This window comes from Pseudomonas sp. QL9 (assembly GCF_041409665.1).
Classification (GTDB): Bacteria; Pseudomonadota; Gammaproteobacteria; order Pseudomonadales; family Pseudomonadaceae; genus Pseudomonas; species Pseudomonas knackmussii.
Genome location: NZ_CP166971.1, coordinates 4947227 through 4968087 on the forward strand (window position 1 = coordinate 4947227; position 20861 = coordinate 4968087).

The following is a 20861-nucleotide window of genomic DNA, read 5'->3' on the forward strand; positions in this document are numbered from 1 at the left end:
GGTCTTGCTGCATGTAGTTGCAGATGGCGTGCACTACCGGCCAGGCCTGTCTGGCGACATTCCTATTCACCGGAGAAAAACGAGGAATCCATGAAGGTTCTTGTAGCTGTCAAACGAGTGGTTGACTATAACGTCAAGGTCCGCGTCAAGGCGGACAACTCCGGCGTCGATCTCGCCAACGTGAAAATGTCCATGAACCCCTTCTGCGAAATCGCCGTGGAAGAGGCCGTACGTCTGAAAGAGAAGGGCGTCGCCACTGAAATCATCGCCGTCTCCGTCGGCCCGAACGCTGCCCAGGAACAACTGCGCACCGCCCTGGCCCTGGGCGCCGACCGCGCCATCCTGGTCGAATCCAACGACGACCTGAGCTCCCTGGCCATCGCCAAGGCCCTGAAAGCCGTTGTCGACAAAGAGCAGCCGCAGCTGGTCATCCTCGGCAAGCAGGCCATCGACAGCGACAACAACCAGACCGGCCAGATGCTGGCTGCGCTGACTGGCTACGCCCAGGGCACTTTCGCCTCCAAGGTCGAAGTCGCTGGCGACAAGGTCAACGTCACCCGTGAAATCGACGGCGGTCTGCAGACCGTTGCGTTGAACCTGCCGGCCATCGTCACCACCGACCTGCGCCTGAACGAGCCGCGCTACGCCTCGCTGCCGAACATCATGAAAGCGAAGAAGAAGCCGCTGGACGTTGTTACCCCGGACGCTTTGGGCGTCTCCACCGCTTCCACCGTCAAGACCCTGAAAGTGGAAGCTCCGGCTGCCCGCAGCGCCGGCATCAAGGTCAAGTCTGTTGCTGAACTGGTCGAGAAACTGAAGAACGAGGCGAAAGTAATCTGATGGCTATCCTGGTAATCGCTGAGCACAACAACGGCGTCCTGGGCGCTGCCACCCTGAACACCGTCGCTGCCGCACAGAAGATCGGCGGTGACGTCGTCGTCCTGGTCGCCGGCCAGAACGTCGGTGGCGTGGCCGAAGCCGCTGCCAAGATCGCAGGTGTTGCCAAGGTGCTGGTCGCCGACAACGCCGCTTACGCCCACCAGCTGCCGGAGAACGTCGCTCCGCTGATCGCTGCTCTTGTTGGCGAGAGCGGGGGCAAGGGCTACAGCCACGTGCTGGCCCCGGCTACCACCAATGGCAAGAACTTCCTGCCGCGCGTAGCCGCCCTGCTGGACGTCGACCAGATCTCCGAGATCATCGACGTAGTCAGCGCCGATACCTTCAAGCGTCCGATCTATGCCGGCAACGCCATCGCCACCGTGCAGTCTTCGGCCACCGTGAAGGTGATCACCGTGCGTACCACCGGTTTCGACGCCGTTGCGGCCGAAGGCGGTTCCGCTGCCGTTGAAGCCGTTTCCGGCCCGGCCGATGCCGGCAAGTCCGCCTTCGTCGGCGAAGAGCTGGCCAAGTCCGACCGTCCGGAACTGACCGCTGCCAAGATCGTGGTCTCCGGTGGCCGCGGCATGGGCAATGGCGACAACTTCAAGATCCTCTACGCCCTGGCCGACAAGCTGGGCGCTGCCGTCGGCGCTTCCCGCGCTGCCGTCGACGCCGGCTTCGTGCCGAACGACATGCAGGTCGGCCAGACCGGCAAGATCGTCGCTCCGCAGCTTTACATCGCAGTGGGCATCTCCGGTGCCATCCAGCACCTGGCGGGCATGAAGGACTCCAAAGTCATCGTGGCCATCAACAAGGACGAAGAGGCGCCGATCTTCCAGGTTGCCGACTACGGCCTGGTTGGCGATCTGTTCGAACTGGTACCGGAGCTGGAAAAGGCCGTCTAAGCCCGATCCCGCCCCAAGTAAAAGCCCGCTGCGAAGCGGGCTTTTTCGTTTCAGTGGCGCGCGGCCTGCGCCTGGTCGAGGAACGTCAGGTAGCCCTTGGCGCTTTCTTCGGGGCGCTCGATCATCGGCACGTGGCCACAGTCGCGCAGGATGACCACGCTCGGCTGGCGCAGGAGCGGCTTCATGACGTCGATGCTGGAGACGTCCAGGATGCGGTCGCGGTCGCCCCAGAGCAGCAGGGTCGGTGCGGTGATCTTCGGCAGCTCCGGCTCCAGCGGAATGTAGCGATCACGCAGTTGGCTGAAGATCTGCGCGTTCATATCGCTGCGCGCCAGGCCGCGTTCGCCCAGGTAGTGCTGAAGGCGCGCCGGCATGGGCGGCGCCTGGTAGAAGACGAAATCGACAAGGGTAGGGAAGTCGTCAGCACGGGTCAGTACCAGCGGGTTGGCTTCGCCCTTGTCCAGGCGCTGGAAGAATTCGCTTTTGCGCGGAGCCTGCACGCCCGCGTTGTCGAACAGCGCCACGCTGAACACCTGCTGCGGATGACGCGCGGCATAGAGCGCAACTATCTGCCCGCCCATGGAGTTGCCGACCAGGTGCACGCGGCCGATTCCCAGGGCGGTGGTGAAGTTCAGCAGGCGCTCGGCCTGGGTGCCGACGTCGTAGCTGATGCCGGCCGGCTGGCTGCTTTCGCCGAAGCCGGGCAGGTCCGGGATGAGTACGTGGTAGCGCGAGGTCAGGTAGCGGGCGAATTTTGGCCAATTGTCCTTGTCGGCGCCGAAGCCATGCACCAGCAGGACGGTTTCCGCATCGCTCGGGCCGCCTTCGTAATAGCGGATGTCCAGTCCGTCGACGCGCAGGGTTTTCACGCTGAGCCCGGCGCGGGTTCTATCGACGAACTGTGCGCTCGCCAGTAGCGTTCCGGGAAACGCATAGAAGGTGCCGGCGCCGACGGCCAGCAACATGAGCAGGACCAGCAGGGCTTTCTTCATGGACGATCCTTGTGAGCGGTGTGGGTATAAGCGAAGTACGCTAGCATGCCTTGGCATTACGAATGCTTGTGTTTTTTGGGTCTGCGAGGTCGCTTCATGTCGCAACCGCTAGTCCGTTTCTGCCTGACTCTGGCCATCGTTTGCCTGGTGTCGCCATTCGCCGCGCAGGCCGCGAGCAGCCAGTGTTCGGTGCTGGTAGCCAGCGGAAATCCGGAGTACCCGCCGTTCCTCTGGCGCGACCCGCAATATCCGGAACGCCTCATTGGCGCCAACGCCGATCTGATGGAACAACTGGGCAAGGCGCTAGGCGTCACCATCCATGTGCGCTACGCCGGCTCCTGGGCGCGGGCTCAGGAAGAGGCGCGCCTGGGGCGGATCGACCTGCTCGCCGGTGCCTTCCTCACGCCCGAGCGGCAGAAGCTGATGGACTACATCCAGCCGGCGTTCCTGACCACCGACAACGTGGTCTGGGTACGCAAGGGCGAAGCCTTTTCCTATGCCCGCTGGGCAGACCTGCAGGGCCACACCGGCGGCACGCTGGTGAACAACAGCTTCGGCGCCGCTTTCGACACCTTCGCCGAGCAGCGCCTGAACCTGGAGGAAGTGCCGAGCGTGGCGCAAGCCTTCCAGAAGCTGGTGCTGGGGCGCACCGACTACGCCTTGTACGAGCGCTTCCCGGGGCTGGCCACGGCGGCGCGCCTGGGGCTGACGGACAACCTGCAGCCCTTGGAACCGCCGGTTTCCAGCGAGGGGCTGTTCCTCACCCTCGCGCACGCGTCGCCCTGCTATGGGCCGGAGCTGCGCGGACAACTGCAGGAAAAAATGACAGAATTGACCGCTTCCGGGATTCCCCAGCGCCTGCTGCAGCGCAACCTGCAGCGTTGGCAGGCGCAACAGACGAAGACCACCGCTACCCCCTCGCCGTAGAGAAGATTTCGTGATCAATCGAAGGACGACCCTGGCGGGCCTGGCGCTCACTGCGCTGACCGCCCTGGCCGGATGCGCCAGCGACCCAGTACCTACCGAACAGATGCGCCTCACCGAACAGGCCCTGGAACAAGCCAAGGCCGTGGGCGCCAATGCCGACGTCGCCGAATACAAGTTGGCCGAGGACAAATACCAGGCCGCGCAGGGCGCGCTGAAAGGCGCCAGCAACAAGCAGGCCCGGCAACTGGCCGAGCAGGCAGAACTGGATGCACGCCTGGCCGAAGCGCGGGTGCTGACTCGCAAGAGCAGCGAGCAACTGGCCGAACAGGGCAAGAGCATAGATCGGCTGCGCCGTCAGTTGGGGGAGGCGAAATGACCCGTTTCCTTCTGTCGACCGCCGTACTTCTCGCCATGGCAGGCCTGGCCGGCTGCAGTCATTCGCCGGCTTCCGACCAGGCCCTGGATCGCGCGCGCAGCGAGTTCCAGGCCGTCAAAGGCGATACGGTCGTGCTGCACAGCGCGCCGCGCGACGTGATCCGCGCCGGCGAGTCCCTGGCGCGCGCCGAACGCCTGTCCGGCTACTGGGGCAGCAATGACGACGTCCAGCAATACGCTTATCTGAGCCAGCGCTACAGCGAAATCGCCCGTGAGCGCGCCAACCTGGACGCGAACCAGGAGCGCCTGGCGCGCCAGCAGCTCGACCGCGAGCGTCTGCAGCTGGCCCTGCGCGAGGCCAAGCTGGCGAGCGTGCAGGCGCAAAGCCAATGGTTGGAAGAGCAGATGGTCAGCCTGGCCACCGACCAGACCGAGCGCGGCCTGGTGCTGACCCTCGGCGACGTGCTGTTCGACAGCGGGGAGGCGGAGCTCAAGCCCGCGGCCAACCGCACGGTGCTCAAGCTGGTGCAGTTCCTCCAGCTCAACCCGCGGCGGGTGATCCGCATCGAGGGCTACACCGACAACCAGGGCGACCAGCAGGAAAACGTCGAGCTGTCGCGGAACCGCGCCCAATCGGTCGCCGACGTGCTGACCGACCTCGGGATCAGCGACAAGCGCATCCAGGTCCAGGGCTTCGGCGAGGCCTATCCGGTGGCGGACAACGCCTCGTCCCTCGGCCGCGCGCAGAACCGCCGGGTGGAAATCGTCTTCTCCGACGAAAAGGGCAAGCTCGGCGGCCAGCGCTAAGCCTTGCTGCAGCGGCCGGCGCGAGACCGGCCCGCTGCTAGCCTGTAGGTGGGGAGTAACTCGAAAAATTTCGAGGCATCCCTTGGTGACAATACGCGCCACGCGGCAGCTGTATCTGTCGCGCCCACCAACAGGAACACCCGATGTCGTCGAAACAGGAAATACTCAAGGCCATAGTCGCGGATGCCCAGCCCATGATCGGCTGGGGGTTGCAGCGCTACCTAGATGAAAACTGCCGTACCCAGGTGCTGGACTGGGTCACCGATACCGACTCGCTGCTGGAAAAGCTGGAAACCCTCGAGGGGCTCGACCTGGTCATCATCGAGATGGCCCTGCCAGGCTCGCGCGGCCGGGATGGCGTCCACCTGATCGAGTGGCTGCAGCGCCACTATCCGAACCTGAAGATCCTGGTCTACTCGATCATGGGCGCACCACTGATGGCGCGGGCAGCCCTGCGCTGCGGCGCGAGCGCCTACATCTGCAAGCGCAGCGCGTTGAACCTGCTGGACGAAGCCATCGCAAGGCTGCGTAAAGGGCAGACCTACATCGACACCAGCTTGCGCCCGCCGCGCCATACCGGGCGTCCGTTGAGCCCAACCGAAATCGATATCCTGCGCCGCCTGTCCCACGGCGCCACCGTCGGTGAAATCGCCGAGCGTACCAATCGCAGCGTTTCCACGATCAGTACGCACAAGCGCAATGCCATGCAGAAACTGGGTGTGAGCAACGATGCGCAACTGGTGGTCGCCGGCATGCTGGACTGGCTCGGGGAGTTCTGAGGCCCTCTAGCCCGCGGCCTGCGCCGGCCATCGGCGAGCAGCTGTATCGGCATGTTTCCCTGCTACTGTTCTGGAACAGTTTCGAGTTTTTGGATACTGTTTCGGTCCAATGTTCGAGGGATCGCCGTCATGAGCAATCTGCTTCTGTACCAACGCATCGCCCAGCAACTGGCCGACGACATCCGTCGCGGTGTCTACCAGCCGGGCGAGCGCGTGCCCTCGGTGCGCAAGCTGAGTACCCAGCTCAACGTCAGCCATGCAACTGTGCTGCAGGCCTACGCGACCCTCGAGGATCAGGGACTGATCCGCGCTCGCCCGCAGTCCGGCTACTACGTACACCACACCCCGGCGCTGACGGCCTCGACGCCTGATATCGCGCGGGTCGAGCGGCCCGGCCTGGTGACCCGCAGCAGCATCATCAACCAGGTGCTCGCCGAGGCCCGCCGCGAAGGCGTGTTCCCGCTGGGCGCCGCGGTGCCGCACGTCGATTACCTCCCGGTACGTGCGTTGCACCAGCAGCTGGCCAAGGTCACGCGCTTCTCCAGCCCGCGCGCCTTCAGCTACATGTTCAGCCCCGGCTACGAGCCGCTGCGCCGCCAGGTGGCGATTCGCATGCGCGATGCCGGCGTGGTGGTAGATCCCAGCCAGGTGACCATCACTCACGGCTGCGTCGACGCCATCCATATGGCGCTGCGCGTGATGACCCGCCCGGGCGACCTGATCGCCACTGAATCGCCGAGCTATTACGGCCTGCTGCAACTGGCCGACATCCTCGGCCTGAAGGTCATCGAGATCCCCAGCGACCCGCTTACCGGCATTAGCCTGGAGGCGTTGCAGCTGGCCGCCAACCAGTGGTCGATCAAGGCCCTGGTACTGACCGCACGGCTGTCGAACCCGCTGGGCGGGACCATTCCCGAGGAGCGCCAGAAGCAGCTGCTCAAACTCACCTCCGAGCACAACATCGGGGTGATCGAGGACGATATCTACGGCGAGCTGATGTTCGACGAGGGGCAGACCAAGGCACTCAAGGCCCATGACCGCGAGGGCAGGGTGGTGTACTGCTCGAGCTTCTCCAAGACCATCTCGCCCGGCGTGCGCATCGGCTGGATCATCGCCGAGCGTTACCAGGAAGAGATTCGCCGCTTGCAGACCTTCACCACGCATTCGGCGTGCACGGTGACGCAGATGGGCGTGGCCGCGTACCTGGAGAATGGCGGCTACGACCGGCACCTGCGTTACATCCGCCAGGAGTACCGGAAGAACATGACCGCCTACCAGCTGGCGGTGCAGCAGTACTTCCCGGAAGGCACGCAGATGACCCGGCCCAAGGGCGGCTTCATCCTCTGGGTCAGCCTGCCGGCCAAGGTCAACACCAAGGAGCTGCACGTGCGGGCGCTGGAGCAGGGCATCAGCATCGCGCCGGGGCTGATCTTCAGTAATACCGAGCAGTTCAACAACTGCCTGCGCCTGACGTGCGGCATCCCCTGGGACCGCGAGGCCGAGCGGGCGATCATGACCCTCGGCATGCTGGCCTGCCAGCTTTGCCACGAGGAGCAGATCGCTGCCTGATCGGAGCCTCCTGTGTAGGAGCGGACCTTGTCCGCGATAGCCGGACGTATCGGCGCGACTCGCGGATGAGATCCGCTCCTGCAGCGAAATTTCAGCATTTAACCCGTTTGGTCTGACGGCCTCGTCTGAAGGGAGGAATCCTTCTCGAGGCCGCCACCATGTCGCTTCCCGCCATTCCCCTTCGTCCCGTCGCCATCGGCCTGCTGCTGGCCATCGGTGGTTGCGGCCAGTCCAGCCCGGAGCAGGCCGCACGCGCCGACAAACCCGAAGTCGCTCCGCCGGCGAGCCAGGACCAGGTCCGTAGAAGCGAAGTAAAAGCCAAGCTCGCTGCGCCGGCTGCCGCCCCGATGCTGGAGAGCTACGCCATGCCGGGTGCGCCGGAACCGCAGCCGCCTGGCTACCGCGACGAGGAGCGCGAGCAGTACCAGAAACTCGCGCAGAATCCGATACACAGCGTCGCCGAGGCGCCGGTTTCGACCTTCAGCATCGACGTCGACACCGGCAGCTACGCCAACGTCCGGCGCATCCTCAACGAAGGCCGCCTGCCGCCGCAGGGCGCGGTGCGCCTGGAGGAGATGCTCAATTACTTCCCTTACAGCTACGCCCCGCCCAGTGACGACAGTCCCTTCGGCATCACCACCGAGCTGGCGCCGTCACCGTGGAACCCGCACACGCGGCTGCTGCGCATCGGCATCAAGGCCAGCGAGCGCAGCGTCGAGCAGCTGCCGCCGGCCAACCTGGTGTTCCTGGTTGATGTCTCCGGCTCCATGGATCGTCGCGAAGGCCTGCCGCTGGTGAAGGGCACGTTGAAGCTGCTGGTCGATCAGTTGCGGCCGCAGGACAAGGTTTCCCTGGTGGTCTATGCCGGCGATTCGCGGGTGGTGCTGGAGCCGACTTCCGGCAAGGACAAGGCGAAGATCCGCGCGGCCATCGAGCAGCTCCAGGCCGGCGGTTCCACGGCCGGCGCGGCCGGCATCGAACTGGCCTACCGCATGGCGCAGCAGGGCTTCGTCGACAAGGGCATCAACCGCATCCTGCTGGCCACCGACGGCGACTTCAACGTCGGCGTCAGCGACTTCGAGACGCTCAAGCAGATGGCCGCCGAGAAGCGCCGCAGTGGTGTTTCGCTGACCACCCTGGGCTTCGGCGTGGACAACTACAACGAGCGCCTGATGGAGCAGCTGGCCGATGCCGGCGACGGCAACTACTCGTACATCGACAACCTGCGCGAAGCGCGCAAGGTGCTGGTCGACCAGCTCAGTTCGACCCTCGCGGTACTGGCGAAGAACGTGAAAATCCAGCTCGAATTCAACCCGGCGCAGGTCAGCGAGTACCGCCTGCTGGGGTACGAGAACCGCGCGCTCAAGCGCGAGGACTTCAACAACGACCAGGTCGATGCCGGCGAGATCGGCGCCGGGCATACGGTCACCGCGCTGTACGAAATCGTCCCGAAAGGCGAGAAGGGCTGGCTCGACCCGCTGCGCTATCAGGCGAGCGAAAAGGCCTCAGGCAAAGCTGACGAGCTGGCCTGGCTGCGAGTGCGCTGGCAGGCGCCGGAGGGCGGGCCCAGTCATCTCGTCGAACGTCCGGTCGCCGCTTCCGCTGCCGTGCCCGAGCTGGCCAAGGCCAGCGACGACCTGCGCTTCGCCGCTGCGGTGGCGGCCTTCGCCCAGCAATTGAGCGGGGTGCGCTACACCGGCGACTTCGGTATGAAGGACACGCTGGCGCTGGCCAGGAACGCGCGCGGCGACGATCCTTATGGCCTGCGCGGCGAATTCGTCCAGCTCGTCGAGCTGGCGCGCAGCCTGCAGACCCCACTGGCACGGAACCCCTGACTTGATCATGGATGCAGACGACGCCGTCCTGCTGCGGCGCTACCGACAAGGCGATGCCGAGGCTTTCGCCACGCTCTATGAGCGCCATCGCCTCGGCCTCTACCGCTTCCTCTGCGGCCTGTGCGGCGACAGTGCCCAGGCCGACGAGGTGTTCCAGGAAACCTGGCTGAGCCTGATCCGCAGCGCCAGCGAGCCGGAGGGCCGCGCGAGTTTCCGCACCTGGCTGTACCAGATCGGCCGCAACCGCCTGATCGACCACTGGCGGCGCAACGGCCGGCGCAGCGAGCGGCAGGAAGCGTTCGACGAACAGGCGCATGGCAATGCCGTGCCCGGCGAGGCCGAGGATCCGTTGCAGCAGCTGAGCCTGAGCCGCGACCGCGAGCGCCTGCAGCAGGCGCTGGAGGCGTTGCCTGGTGAACAGCGAGAGGTGTTCCTGCTGCGCGCCCATGGCGACCTGGAACTGCAGGAAATCGCCGAACTGACCCGCACGCCTGCCGAGACGGTGAAAAGCCGCCTGCGTTACGCGCTGCAGAAACTGCGCCGGTTGCTCGCCGACCCGGCGGCGACCGAGGAGGTGTCCCCATGAATCGCCATCCGCAACGGCCGGACGCCGAAGAAGAGGCCTTGCTCGAGCATTTCCGCCGGCACAGCGACGCCCAGCCCTCGGCGCAACTGGATGCCCGCATCCTGGCCGCGGCACGCGCCGCAGTACCGCAACGCCCGAGCGTCTGGCTGCGCGTTCGACAATGGTTGTTTGGCAGCCCGCAACGCTGGTCGGTGGCCCTGGCGGGTCTGGCGACTTTGGGCATCGGCGTGAACCTGACCCTGCGCACCTACGAGCAGGCACCGCCGCGCTTCGACGCGCCGGCTCCGGCAGTAGCCCCAAGCATGCAGCGCCAGGCGATGCCGCAGACGCCAGCGCTGTATTCCGCGCCAGCGGCCAGTGCTCCGCAAACCGAGGAGCGCAAGGTGTTGGCCGAAAGCGCCAGTGTTCAGGACCTGGCCGCACCAGCCGCCAAGCGCAAGGCGGAAGCGGCCGAGCCGGAAACCGACCTGCGTCGTCTGCTGGAGCTGCAACGGCAAGGCGATGCTGCGGCTGCGCAGCAGTTGCGCACGAGCCTGCGGCAGCGTTATCCGCAGCTGGATATCGACAAGGAGTTGAAGCGTCTGCAGGCCCAGCCTGAATGAATGCTGAAAAAGAGGCCCGCGCCCGTCGGAATCGATCAAATTTTGACCTGGGCCTCTTGTCTTGTCGGTCGACTGAGGCGAGGATGGCGCGCCCGTGGCCAATTGCCTTCTTACGATGCTGCACCGACTCGTCCTGCTGACCCTGATACCCCTGCTGCTGAGCGCCTGCGGCGAGGCCGACAAGGCTGCGCCGAGCAAGGCGCCGACGGCTGCCGCGACGCCCGCTCCGGTAGTGGCACCGGCTGCTGCGCCGGTAGCTGCGCCCGCGGCTGTGGCGTCGTCCGTCGAGCCGCAGGAAGTGCCGCACGAGCCGGTGCCCAAGCCCAAGCCCAAGGTCAAGGCCGAAACTGCGCCGCTGGGCAAACCGCTGGCGCCGGCACGCCTGCCGGTTGCGACGGCGAAGAACAAGGGCGCACCTGAGAACGTCCCCGACGTACACCGCGCAGGGGCGCATTCCAAGCTGGACCTGCGCCTGCCCCAGGACGTGCTGCATGGCCTGGACGCCGACCTCGAAGAGCTGAAGACGGTGGAGAAGCCGCTGCTGCCGCCGTTGTTCGAGGACAAATCGAAGCAGGAAAGCCCCTTCCAGGTCGGCGGGCGCCTGATCCAGCGCGAACGCGGCGAACGCGTCGATACCAACGAGGACAACTGGCATTCGGATATCCGCGGCGCCGAGCTGCAGTTCCAGTTCCGTAACTGACGCGATCTAGCCGAACCATCCCCCTGTAGGAGCGGACCTTGTCCGCGATCGCGCGCATGGCGCGCTCCTACAGGGGGCATTGGTTTGGAGAGTTTCGCGGATAAGATCCGCTCCTACGGGATAGCTCCGACCCTGACGTTCGCGCCGAACGGCTCCCTCTCCCGCTTGCGGGAGAGGGTTGGGGAGAGGGCGGCTAATCCCAGGCGCCAGTGCATCCGGCAAGCACCCTTCGCGAGCAAGCTCGCTCCTACGAGAGCGCTACGCCTTTAGAAGCGCAGCTCACCCCGGCGGATCGACTCGAACAGCGCGCGATCCAGCGGCCGGTAGTCGGCCTCGCCGGGCAGGCGAACGAAGAGCGCTTCGCCAACCTGTTGCGGGTCGAAGGCAGCGATCTTCAGGTCGGCTTTCTTGTACTTGAAGGTGCCCGTGGTCTCGACCTGCTGCAGTAGGCGCAAGAACAGCGGTACCGCATACGCCGGCAGTTCGCGGTCGAGGTGTTCGGCCAGCACCGCGCCGTCCAGCGCCTCGCCCGGCGCCAGGCGCAGCGCGGCCATGCCGCAGCGGCCGTCGGTGCCGGGAATCTCCACGCCATAGACCACCGCGTCCTCCACCCCGTGCAGGGCGCCGAGGACGTTCTCGACCTCGGTGGTCGAGACGTTCTCGCCCTTCCAGCGGAAGGTGTCGCCCAGGCGGTCGACGAACTGGGTGTGCTTGAAGCCCAGGTCGCGCATCAGGTCGCCGGTGTTGAACCAGGCGTCACCCTTTTTGAAGACGTCGCGGAAGATCACTGCCTGGGTCTTGGCCGGGTCGGTGTAGCCGTCGAACGGCCACTTGTCGCTGATCTCGCTGATCAGCAGGCCTGACTCGCCCTTGCCGACCTTTTCCATGAAGCCTTTGGCGTCGCGCAGCGGGCGGTCGTTTTCCAGGTCGTAGCGGACGATGGCGTAGGTGGCCGGCGAGAAGCCCACGGTGTTGTCGAAGTTGAAGACGTTGGTGAAGCCGATGTTGCCTTCGCTGGCGGCGTAGAACTCGGTTATCCGCTCGATGCCGAAGCGCTCCTTGAACTCGCCCCAGATCGACGGGCGCAAGCCGTTGCCGATCATGTACTTCAGGCTGTTGCCGCGTTCTTCCTCGCACACCGGCTGGTTCAGCAGGTAGCGGCAGAGCTCGCCGATGTAGCCGAAGCAGGTCGCGCGGTAGTGCTGCACGTCCTTCCAGAATGCCTTGGCGGAGAACTTGCGGCGCAGCGCGATGGCGGCGCCGCCGGCCAGCACGGCGCTCCAGCACACCGTCACCGCGTTGTTGTGGTAGCAGGGCAGGGTCAGGTAGAGCACGTCGTCGCGGGTCAGGCCCAGGCCGGAGTGGCCGAAGCCGCCGTAGGCCTTGATCCAGCGCCCGTGGCTCATGATCGAGGCCTTGGGCAGGCCGGTGGTGCCGGAGGTGTAGATGAAGAAGCAGGCGTCCTTCAGGCGCACCCGGGCAGTGTCGGGGAGGTTGTCCGAGGCCTGGCCCTGGGCCAGGCGCATCAGGTTGGCCCAGCCCTCGGGCGCTTGGCCGGGCTCGCGAAGGGTATCGTCGTCGGCCACCCAGTAGAGGCGCTCGGCGCTGCCGTTCAGGCTGGTGCTGACTTCGTCGAAGGGCGCGCGCAGTTCCTCGCCGACCACGAAGTGGCTGGGGCCCACGAGGTTGAGGCTGTGGCTAAGCACCTGGCCGCGCTGGGTCGTGTTGATCAGCGCGCCAACGGCGCCGAGCTTGGCCAGCGCGGCGAGGATCACCAGCAGTTCGGCGCGGTTCTCCAGCATCACCGCGACTACGCTGCCGTGCTGCACGCCCTCGGCCTTGAAGGCGTGTGCCAGGCGGTTGGCCCAGCCGTTGAACAGGGCGTAGGACAGCCGGCGCTGACCTTCCAGCAGCGCTGGGCTGTCTGGATACAGGCGAGCGGCGCGCTCCAGCGCCCAGCCCAGCGACAGGACCTTCTCGCGGTTGCGGATGCCGGTGTAGTAGAGCCCCCGCAGCATGCGCGGCACGCGGCCCAGGGTGGAGGGCAGGCGAGCGATGAAGCGGGAAGGGGTGATCAGATCGGCGTGGCTCATTGACGCGGTGCCCTTGTTGTCATTGTTGGCGAAGGCGCGCGGGCGCTCGGAACCACTCTAGGCCGGGCTCCGCCGCGCGGCTATGACCCTGGCGCGCGCGGTGGGAGGCAGATGGGCAAATGGGCGCCAGGCTAGAGCCTGGAGGGCTCTTCGTAGGAGCGCTCTTCGTCTGCCAGCTCAGTCCAGGAACAAATCCGGCACCAGGCTGCCGCCCTGCGGATCGAAACGGTACTGCTCGAAGTCCGTCTGGCCCTGTTCGCGGAGGATTTCCTCGTCGATCAGCAGGCGTCCGCTGATGCTGCGGCCGCTGCTGTTGAGGATGGCGTAGGCGGCGTCGGCCATGATCGCCGGGGTGCGGGCGCGCTTGAAGGCGTCGCGGCTGCCCAGTTCGAACTCGATGGCGGCGGTGGCGATCATGGTCTGCGGCCAGAGCGCGTTGACGCTGATGCCGTACTTCTTGAACTCCTCGTGCATGCCGATGGTGAGCATGCTCATGCCGTACTTGGTGACGGTGTAGGGGCCGTGTTGGGCGAACCACTTGCTCGCCATGTTCAGCGGCGGCGACAGGCTGAGGATGTGGCCCTGGCTCTGTTTCAGGTAGGGCAGCGCGGCCTGGCTGCAGACCATCACCGCGCGGGTGTTGATCTGGTACATGAGGTCGAAGCGCTTGGGCTCCAGGCGCTCGACGCCGACCAGCTTGATCGCCCCGGCGTTGTTGACCAGCGCATCGATGCCGCCGAAGTGTTCGGCGGCCTTGGCCATGGCCTCGCGCACGGCGTTCTCGTCGCGCACGTCGAGCTGCAGGGCGAGGGCCTTGCCGCCGGCGGCCTCGACTTCCTCGGCGACGCTGAAGATGGTGCCGGCCAGCTTCGGATGCGGCTTGGCGCTCTTCGCCGCGATCACGATGTTGGCGCCATCGCGCGCGGCGCGCAGGGCGATCTCGCGGCCGATGCCGCGGCTGGCGCCGGTGATGAACAGGGTCTTGGCATTCAGGGACATGGTTGGCTCCGTGTTCTTGTTGTCGTGTGCGTACGGACTGGCTTGGGGGACTAATGTAGGAGCGGGCCATGCCCGCGATTCGCGCGCATGGCGCGCTCCTACAAGGGGTGCTGTCAGGCCTCTTCGGCCTCGACTTCCACCAGCAGCTGGCGGCTCTTCACCTGTTCGCCCTTGCTCACCTGGACGCGGCGGATCACGCCGTCGACGCCGGCCTTGAGCGGGTGCTCCATCTTCATCGCTTCCAGCACCAGCAGCAGCTGGCCTTTGCTGACGCGCGTGCCTTCGCTGACCAGCACGTCGACGATGGCGCCATCCATCGGCGCCTTGACCGTGCCGGAGCCCGCGCCGTTCTGGGCGCCGGCTGGCTCGTGGGTGACGTCGCGCAGTTCCAGGTTGCCGTTCTCGCCGTACAGCCAGACCCGCTCGCCGAGATGGTGGTAAGCGATGCGCCGGCGAATGCCATCGACCTCAGCCACCAGCCAGCGGCCATCGGCAGCAATCTGCTGCAGGGCGATGACGGCCTCGCCGAGACGGGCCAGCAGCTTCGGTTGTGCGCCGGGTTCCAGCACGTCCATTTCCAGCGTGTGTTTCTGCTCGCCGTCGTGCAGGACGAAGCGCCAGGGCGCGCTGCCGGCGTTGCGCCAGCCGGCCAGGCCGCCCTGGTGCGCGCGGGCATTGGCCGAGGCCTGGTAGAGCAGGGCGGCGGCCAGGGCGAGCTCGGCCGGTTGCGGGGCTTGCGGGCGCAGGCTCGGATCGCCGGCGAAGTGTTCGCCGATGAACGCGGTGGTCGCCTTGCCGGCAGCGAATTCGGGGTGCTTGAGCAAGTTGGCGAGGAAGCGCTGGTTGCCCTTCACGCCCAGCAATACGCAGTCTTCCACCGCGCGTACCAGCTTGCGCCGGGCTTCGTCGCGGGTGGCGCCGTAGGCAATCACCTTGGCCAGCATGGGGTCGTAGAAAGGCGTCACCGCCTGGCCTTCGACCAGACCGTGGTCGATGCGCACGCCGTCGAGCAGTTGCGGCTCCCAGCGCAGCACCTCGCCGGTCTGCGGCAGGAAGCCGTTGCCAGCGTCTTCGGCGTACAGGCGCACTTCTATGGCATGGCCGCGCAGCTCGATCTCTTCCTGCTGCAGCGGCAGCGGCTGACCTTCGGCCACGCGGATCTGCCAGGCCACCAGGTCCTGGCCGGTGACCAGCTCGGTGACTGGGTGCTCGACCTGCAGGCGGGTGTTCATTTCCAGGAAGTAGAAGGCGCCGCTGGCATCCAGCAGGAACTCCACGGTGCCGGCGCCGACGTAGTTGACCCGCGCCGCGGCCTTTACCGCCGCCTCGCCCATGGCCTGGCGCAGTTCGGGAGTAAGGACGGGGCAGGGCGCTTCCTCGATGACCTTCTGGTGGCGGCGCTGCACCGAGCAGTCGCGCTCGCCGAGGTAGACGATGTTGCCGTGGTGGTCGCCGAACACCTGGATTTCCACGTGACGCGGCTGGATCACCGCTCGTTCGAGGATCAGCTCGTCGCTGCCGAAGGCGTTCAGCGCTTCGGAGCGCGCGGTCTTCAGCTGCGCGAGCAGTTCGCTGGATTCGTGCACCAGGCGCATGCCGCGCCCGCCGCCGCCGGCGCTGGCCTTGATCATCAGCGGGTAGCCGATGCGCTCGGCCTCGCGCACCAGGGTCGCGTCGTCCTGCTCGGCGCCTTCGTAGCCGGGGATGCAGGGCACGCCGGCTTCGAGCATGGCGAGCTTGGACAGGCGCTTGCTGCCCATCAGGTGGATGGCTTCCACGCCAGGGCCGATGAAGACGATGCCCGCCGCCTCGCAGGCGCGGGCGAACTCGGCGTTCTCCGAGAGGAAGCCGTAGCCGGGGTGCACGGCGTCGGCACCGGTGCGCCGCGCGGCCTCGAGGATGGCCTCGGCCTTCAGGTACGACTGGCCGACCGGCGCCGGGCCGATGCAGACGGCTTCGTCCGCCAGCTGCACATGGCGCGCTTCGGTGTCGGCCTGGCTGTACACCGCCACCGTGCGGAAGCCCAGGTCGTGGGCGGTGCGGATCACCCGGCAGGCGATCTCGCCGCGGTTGGCGATGAGGATCTTGTTGAAGCTGGGCATCGGTGTGCTCCTGCTGGCTTGTCTGTTGTTGTTTCTCTAGGTTCCCGCGTTCGCGGGAATGACGATGAGGCTGGGTTCTCCTCCCCCGTCATCCCCGCGAACGCGGGGACCCAACGAACAAAATCACTGCGCCCAGTTCGGTTTGCGTTTCTGCACGAAGGCCATGGTGCCTTCGGCGCCTTCGCTGCCGGTCACTGCCTCGGCGAACTGCCGTGCGGCGCCGTCCAGCAAAGAGCCAAGCTCTTCCCGCTCGGTCGCCAGCAGCAGCGCCTTGGTCGCCGCGTTGGCGCCCGGTGCGCAGCGGAGGACCTGCTCCAGGCAGTCCGCCAGGCGCTGGCCGAGCGCGTCGGCATCGGCCTCGCTGAAATGCACCAGGCCCAGGCGCAGCGCCTCGCGGCCATCGAAGCGGGCGGCGGTGAGGGCCAGGCGGCGGGCCTGGGTCAGGCCGACGCGCTTGGCCACGAAGGGCGCGATCTGCGCCGGGAGAATGCCCAGCGTGGTTTCCGGCAGGCCGAATTGCGCGCCGTCGGCGGCGATGGCGATGTCCGAGACGCAGGCCAGGCCGAATCCGCCTCCGAGCACCGCGCCTTCCAGCACGGCGACCAGCACTTGCGGCTGCGCCTGGGCCTCTTCCAGCAGGCTGCCGAAGGCACGGTTCAGCTTCGCGTAGGCGTCGGCCCCGGCGGCGCGGGCGCCGGCCATGTCCTTGATGTCGCCGCCGGCACAGAAGTGGCCGCCGGCGCCGCGCAGGACGATGGCGCGCACCGCGCGGTCGTCACGCACTGCAGCGAGCACGGCGCGCAGTTCGCCGACCATCGCCAGGCTCATGGCATTGCGGCTGTCCGGGCGGTTCAGGGTGACGTGCAGCACGCCACCGTCGCGTTCCAACAGCAGGGTTTCGCAGTTCGGCAATTCGCTCATGCCGGGTTCCTCATCGATTCGTTGGCCTGCCTCGCCACGTAGGGCGAATAACCCCGAAGGGGTTATCCGCCGTCGGGCAGCGCGACATCCTCAGCCTTTCTTCTTGCCCGGCAGGGTGCCCATCAGCTTGCAGATGATGCCGAGCATGATTTCGTCGGCGCCGCCGCCGATGGACACCAGGCGGGTGTCGCGGTAGGCGCGGGACACCGGGTTGTCCCACATGAAGCCCTGGCCGCCCCAGTACTGCAGGCAGGCGTCGGTGACTTCGCGGGCCAGGCGGCCGACCTTGAGCTTGGCCATGGAGGCCAGGCGGGTAACGTCCTTGCCGCGGATGTACTGCTCGGTGGCCTGGTAGGTGAGGGCGCGCAGGCACTCGATCTCGGTCATCAGCTCGGCCATGCGGAAGTGGATGACCTGGTTGTCGATCAGCGCCTGGCCGAAGGTCTTGCGCTCCTTGCAGTAGTCGATGGTGGCGTTGACGCAGTACTCCAGGCCCTTGATCCCGCTGGCCGCGCCGAACAGGCGTTCCTCCTGGAACTGCAGCATCTGCATCATGAAGCCCGAGCCTTCGGCGCCGATGCGGTTGCGTTGCGGTACGCGAACGTCGTCGAAGAACACCTGGGCGGTTTCCGAGCTGCGCATGCCGAGCTTGTCCAGGTGCGGGCTGAGGCTGATGCCCTTGCTGTTCATCGGCACCATGATCAGCGACTTGTTGATGTGCGGCTTGTCGTCGGAGGTGTTGGCCAGCAGGCAGATGAAGTCGGCCGAGGGCGAGTTGGTGATCCACATCTTGCTGCCGTTGATGATGTAGTCGTCGCCGTCCTTGCGCGCGGTGGTCTTCATGCCGGCCACGTCGGAGCCTGCGCCGACCTCGGATACGCCGATGCAGCCGACCATGTCGCCGGCAATGGCCGGGCGCAGGAATTCCTCGCGCAGCTCATCGGAACCGAAGCGCGCCAGGGCCGGGGTGCACATGTCGGTCTGCACGCCGAGGGCCATGGGCACGCCGCCGCAGTGGATGGTGCCGAATTCTTCGGCGGCGACCATCGAGTAGCTGTAGTCCAGGCCCATGCCGCCGAACTTTTCCGGCTTGGAGATGCCGAGCAGGCCCAGCGCGCCGGCCTTCTTGAAGACTTCGTGGATGGGGAAGCGGCCTTCCTTCTCCCACTCGTCGACGTAGGGGTTGATTTCCTTCTCGACGAAGTTGCGGACGGTACGGCGGAGTTCTTCGTGTTCCTGGGTGAAGATCATTTGTTGTTTTCCTCCTGGACCTGAATGCCTTGTGGGCGCATCAGAAGCGCGCCACGCCGAAACTGTTGTTCTTCAGCGGTCGTACCGCCGCTTCCGCGCAGATGTCCAGCAGGTAGCCGAGCAGCCGGCGGGTGTCGCGCGGGTCGATCAGGCCATCGTCCCACAGGCTGGCGGTGCCGTAGAGCGCGGTGGACTGGGCGTCGAGCTTCTGCGCGGTCATCTGTTCGAGCATGTCGAGCATCTTCGGGTCGGGCTCCTTGCCCTCCTTGGCGTGCTTTTCCTCGGTGACGATGCGCAGCACCTTGCCGGCCTGGGCGCCGCCCATCACCGCGGTGCGGCTGTTCGGCCAGGCGAAGATGAAGCGCGGGTCGAGGCCGCGGCCGCACATGGCGTAGTTGCCGGCACCGTAGGAGCCGCCGACGACGAGGGTGAGCTTGGGCACCGTGGCGTTGGCCACTGCCTGGATCATCTTCGAGCCGTGCTTGATCACGCCCAGGCGTTCGGACTCGGTGCCGACCATGAAGCCGGTGGTGTTGTGCAGGAACAGGATTGGCGTGTTGCTCTGCTCGCACAGCTGGATGAACTGCGCCGCCTTGGCTGCACCTTGCGGGGTGATCGGGCCGTTGTTGCCGATCAGGCCGCAGGCCTGGCCTTCGATGTGCAGGTGGCCGCAGACGGTCTGGCTGTCGAACTCGTTCTTGAAGTCGAGGAAGCGCGAGCCGTCGGCGATGCGCGCGATGATTTCACGTACGTCGTAGGGCTTCTTGGCGTCCGCCGGGACCACGCCGAGCAGTTCCTCGGCCGGGTACAGCGGCTCGTCCCACTGCTTGGCCACGCGGGCCGGCAGTTGGGCGTTCCACGGCAGCGCGGCCATGATCTCGCGGGCCAGGCGCACACCGTCGGCGTCGTTCTCGGCCAGGTATTCGGCGGTGCCGGCGACCTGGGCGTGCAGCTCGGCGCCGCCCAGCTCCTCATCCGTGGCGATCTCGCCCGTGGCGGCTTTCAGTAGCGGCGGGCCGGCGAGGAACATCTTGGCCTTGCCGCGCACCACCACCACGTAGTCCGACAGCCCCGGCTGGTAGGCGCCGCCGGCGGTGGACGAGCCATGCACCACGGTGACCTGCGGGATGCCGGCAGCGGAAATCCGTGCCTGGTTGGCGAAGCCGCGTGCGCCTTCGACGAAGATTTCCGCCGCGTAGTTGAGGTTGGCGCCGCCGCTCTCCGTGAGGGCGATCAGCGGCAGCTTGTTCTCCAGCGCGACCTGCTGCAGGCGCAGGGTCTTCTTCAGCCCGGTGGGCGAGATGGTGCCGCCCTTGATCGCGCTGTTGCTGGCGGTGACCAGGCAGCGCACCCCGGCCACGTAGCCGATGCCGGAGATGATGCCGCCGCCGGCCTGGGTGCCGTCCTTGTCGTCGTGCAGCTTGTAGCCGGCCAGCGAGCAGAGCTCGAGGAAGGGCGCACCGGGGTCGAGCAGCAGGTTCAGGCGCTCACGCGGCAGCAGCTGGCCGCGCTTGTCGAACTTGGGCTTGGCCTCGGCGGCCTTGTCGAGGACCTTCTGCTCGACCTCGCGGAAGCTCGCCACGGCGGCCAGCATGGCCTCGCGGTTGCGGGCGAATTCTTCGCCCTGGCTGTCGATTTCGGATGGGATGACCGGCATCGCTTACTCCTGATCCTTCAGCACATCGGGCAGATAGGCGCGGTGGAAACCGTTGTACGAGCGGCTCTGCCCCGGTTTCGCCTTGGCCAGCGGGAAGGCGCGGCTACCCTGGCTGGCGGCGCCGTCGATGCGGATGGTGTTGCCGCTGATGAAGGCGGCGCCGGGGGAGAGCAGGAAGACGATGGCCGCCGAGACTTCCGATTCGGTGCCGATGCGCTTGAGCGGAACGTGCTCGCGCAGGGTCGGGATGATGGCTTTGAAGGCGCCTTCGTAGGTGTCCATGCCGCTGGAGGCGACCCAGCCCGGCGCCACGGCGTTGACCCGCACGCCGGCGTAGCCCCACTCGATGGCGGCGGTCTTGGTGAAGTTCTCCATGCCGGCACGCGCCGCGCCGGAGTGGCCCATGCCGGGCATGCCGCCCCACATGTCGGCGAGCATGTTGACGATGCTGCCGCCGTGCTTGCTCATGCTCTGGTTGAACACTTCGCGGGCCATGAGGAAGCCGCCGACCAGGTTGGTGCGTACCACCGCCTCGAAGCCCTTGAGGTTGATCGAGGCAAGCGGAGCGGGGTATTGGCCGCCGGCGTTGTTGACCAGGTGGTGGATCGGTCCGCGTTCGGCGAGCACCTGGGCGACCAGCGCCTTCACCGCCTCTTCGTCGCGGATGTCGCAGCTGTGCCAGCTGGCGCTGCCGCCGTCCTCGACGATCTCGCCGGCGGTCTTTTCCAGCTTCTCCGCCTTGCGCCCGACCAGCACGACATGCGCGCCGAGCGCCGCCAGCTCATGCGCGGTGCAACGGCCGATGCCACTGCCGCCGCCGGTGACGAGGATGGTCTGGCCGGCGAACAGGCCGGGTTTGAAGATCGAGTCGTATGCCATTGT

At 66.5% G+C, this 20861-nt stretch carries 19 protein-coding genes; 11 read left to right on the forward strand and 8 right to left on the reverse strand.

Going from position 1 to position 20861, the window contains the following annotated elements; translation table 11 throughout:
* Positions 1–90: 90 nt before the first annotated feature.
* Together ACA097_RS23035 and ACA097_RS23040 are read left to right on the forward strand one after the other, a co-directional pair.
* Positions 91–840: an electron transfer flavoprotein subunit beta/FixA family protein gene (locus ACA097_RS23035; protein ID WP_043253430.1), complete on the forward strand. Its 750-nt coding sequence runs from the start codon at positions 91–93 to the stop codon at positions 838–840.
* Entirely contained in the window at positions 840–1784 is a 945-nt protein-coding gene (locus tag ACA097_RS23040) for an electron transfer flavoprotein subunit alpha/FixB family protein (protein ID WP_371366238.1), read from the forward strand. Before ACA097_RS23035 ends, ACA097_RS23040 begins: the two co-directional genes overlap by 1 nt.
* 50 nt (positions 1785–1834) lie before the next feature.
* On the opposite strand, the gene ACA097_RS23045 is transcribed toward ACA097_RS23040, so the two are convergent.
* A complete protein-coding gene (locus ACA097_RS23045; protein ID WP_371366240.1) occupies positions 1835–2776 on the reverse strand; it encodes an alpha/beta fold hydrolase in 942 nt (313 codons plus the stop codon).
* Positions 2777–2872: 96 nt separating this feature from the next.
* Here ACA097_RS23045 and ACA097_RS23050 point away from each other — a divergent pair, with 96 nt between their 5' ends.
* The 9 genes from ACA097_RS23050 to ACA097_RS23090 all read left to right on the forward strand — a co-directional run bounded on the left by ACA097_RS23050 (position 2873) and on the right by ACA097_RS23090 (position 10956).
* Entirely contained in the window at positions 2873–3703 is an 831-nt protein-coding gene (locus ACA097_RS23050) for an ABC transporter substrate-binding protein (RefSeq protein ID WP_201752508.1), read from the forward strand.
* Positions 3704–3716: 13 nt separating this feature from the next.
* Positions 3717–4079 (forward strand): DUF4398 domain-containing protein, encoded by a 363-nt coding sequence (locus ACA097_RS23055; RefSeq protein WP_371370562.1) that lies wholly within the window; start codon positions 3717–3719, stop codon positions 4077–4079.
* The gene (locus ACA097_RS23060; protein ID WP_160287688.1) at positions 4076–4885 is read left to right on the forward strand and encodes an OmpA family protein; all 810 of its coding nucleotides are present in this window, start codon (positions 4076–4078) and stop codon (positions 4883–4885) included. Before ACA097_RS23055 ends, ACA097_RS23060 begins: the two co-directional genes overlap by 4 nt.
* A gap of 143 nt (positions 4886–5028) precedes the next feature.
* Positions 5029–5664 (forward strand): response regulator transcription factor, encoded by a 636-nt coding sequence (locus ACA097_RS23065; protein WP_043253425.1) that lies wholly within the window; start codon positions 5029–5031, stop codon positions 5662–5664.
* A gap of 129 nt (positions 5665–5793) precedes the next feature.
* The gene (locus ACA097_RS23070) at positions 5794–7233 is read left to right on the forward strand and encodes a PLP-dependent aminotransferase family protein (RefSeq protein WP_043253424.1); all 1440 of its coding nucleotides are present in this window, start codon (positions 5794–5796) and stop codon (positions 7231–7233) included.
* Between the two features lie 158 nt (positions 7234–7391).
* The gene (locus ACA097_RS23075; RefSeq protein WP_371366243.1) at positions 7392–9068 is read left to right on the forward strand and encodes a von Willebrand factor type A domain-containing protein; all 1677 of its coding nucleotides are present in this window, start codon (positions 7392–7394) and stop codon (positions 9066–9068) included.
* Positions 9069–9075: 7 nt separating this feature from the next.
* Positions 9076–9654: an RNA polymerase sigma factor gene (locus tag ACA097_RS23080; RefSeq protein ID WP_371366245.1), complete on the forward strand. Its 579-nt coding sequence runs from the start codon at positions 9076–9078 to the stop codon at positions 9652–9654.
* A complete protein-coding gene (locus ACA097_RS23085) occupies positions 9651–10256 on the forward strand; it encodes a hypothetical protein (RefSeq protein WP_043253422.1) in 606 nt (201 codons plus the stop codon). Before ACA097_RS23080 ends, ACA097_RS23085 begins: the two co-directional genes overlap by 4 nt.
* Before the next feature lie 115 nt (positions 10257–10371).
* Entirely contained in the window at positions 10372–10956 is a 585-nt protein-coding gene (locus ACA097_RS23090) for a hypothetical protein (RefSeq protein ID WP_371366247.1), read from the forward strand.
* 266 nt (positions 10957–11222) lie between these two features.
* On the opposite strand, the gene ACA097_RS23095 is transcribed toward ACA097_RS23090, so the two are convergent.
* From ACA097_RS23095 to ACA097_RS23125, 7 genes are all read right to left on the reverse strand, one after another.
* Positions 11223–13049 carry a long-chain-acyl-CoA synthetase gene (locus ACA097_RS23095; protein WP_371366249.1) on the reverse strand — a complete coding sequence of 609 codons (1827 nt, stop codon included), beginning with the start codon at positions 13047–13049 and terminating at the stop codon, positions 11223–11225.
* 177 nt (positions 13050–13226) lie between these two features.
* The gene (locus ACA097_RS23100; RefSeq protein ID WP_371366251.1) at positions 13227–14048 is read right to left on the reverse strand and encodes an SDR family oxidoreductase; all 822 of its coding nucleotides are present in this window, start codon (positions 14046–14048) and stop codon (positions 13227–13229) included.
* Positions 14049–14161: 113 nt separating this feature from the next.
* Positions 14162–16150 carry a geranyl-CoA carboxylase subunit apha gene (gene atuF, locus ACA097_RS23105; RefSeq protein ID WP_371366253.1) on the reverse strand — a complete coding sequence of 663 codons (1989 nt, stop codon included), beginning with the start codon at positions 16148–16150 and terminating at the stop codon, positions 14162–14164.
* 123 nt (positions 16151–16273) lie between these two features.
* Positions 16274–17071, reverse strand: a complete 798-nt coding sequence (gene atuE / locus ACA097_RS23110; protein ID WP_371366255.1) for an isohexenylglutaconyl-CoA hydratase — start codon at positions 17069–17071, stop codon at positions 16274–16276.
* Positions 17072–17161: 90 nt separating this feature from the next.
* Positions 17162–18322, reverse strand: a complete 1161-nt coding sequence (gene atuD, locus ACA097_RS23115; RefSeq protein WP_160287679.1) for a citronellyl-CoA dehydrogenase — start codon at positions 18320–18322, stop codon at positions 17162–17164.
* Positions 18323–18362: 40 nt separating this feature from the next.
* Positions 18363–19979: a geranyl-CoA carboxylase subunit beta gene (gene atuC, locus ACA097_RS23120; RefSeq protein ID WP_160287678.1), complete on the reverse strand. Its 1617-nt coding sequence runs from the start codon at positions 19977–19979 to the stop codon at positions 18363–18365.
* A 3-nt stretch (positions 19980–19982) separates the two neighbouring features.
* A complete protein-coding gene (locus ACA097_RS23125; protein ID WP_160287677.1) occupies positions 19983–20858 on the reverse strand; it encodes an SDR family oxidoreductase in 876 nt (291 codons plus the stop codon).
* Positions 20859–20861 lie beyond the last annotated feature (3 nt).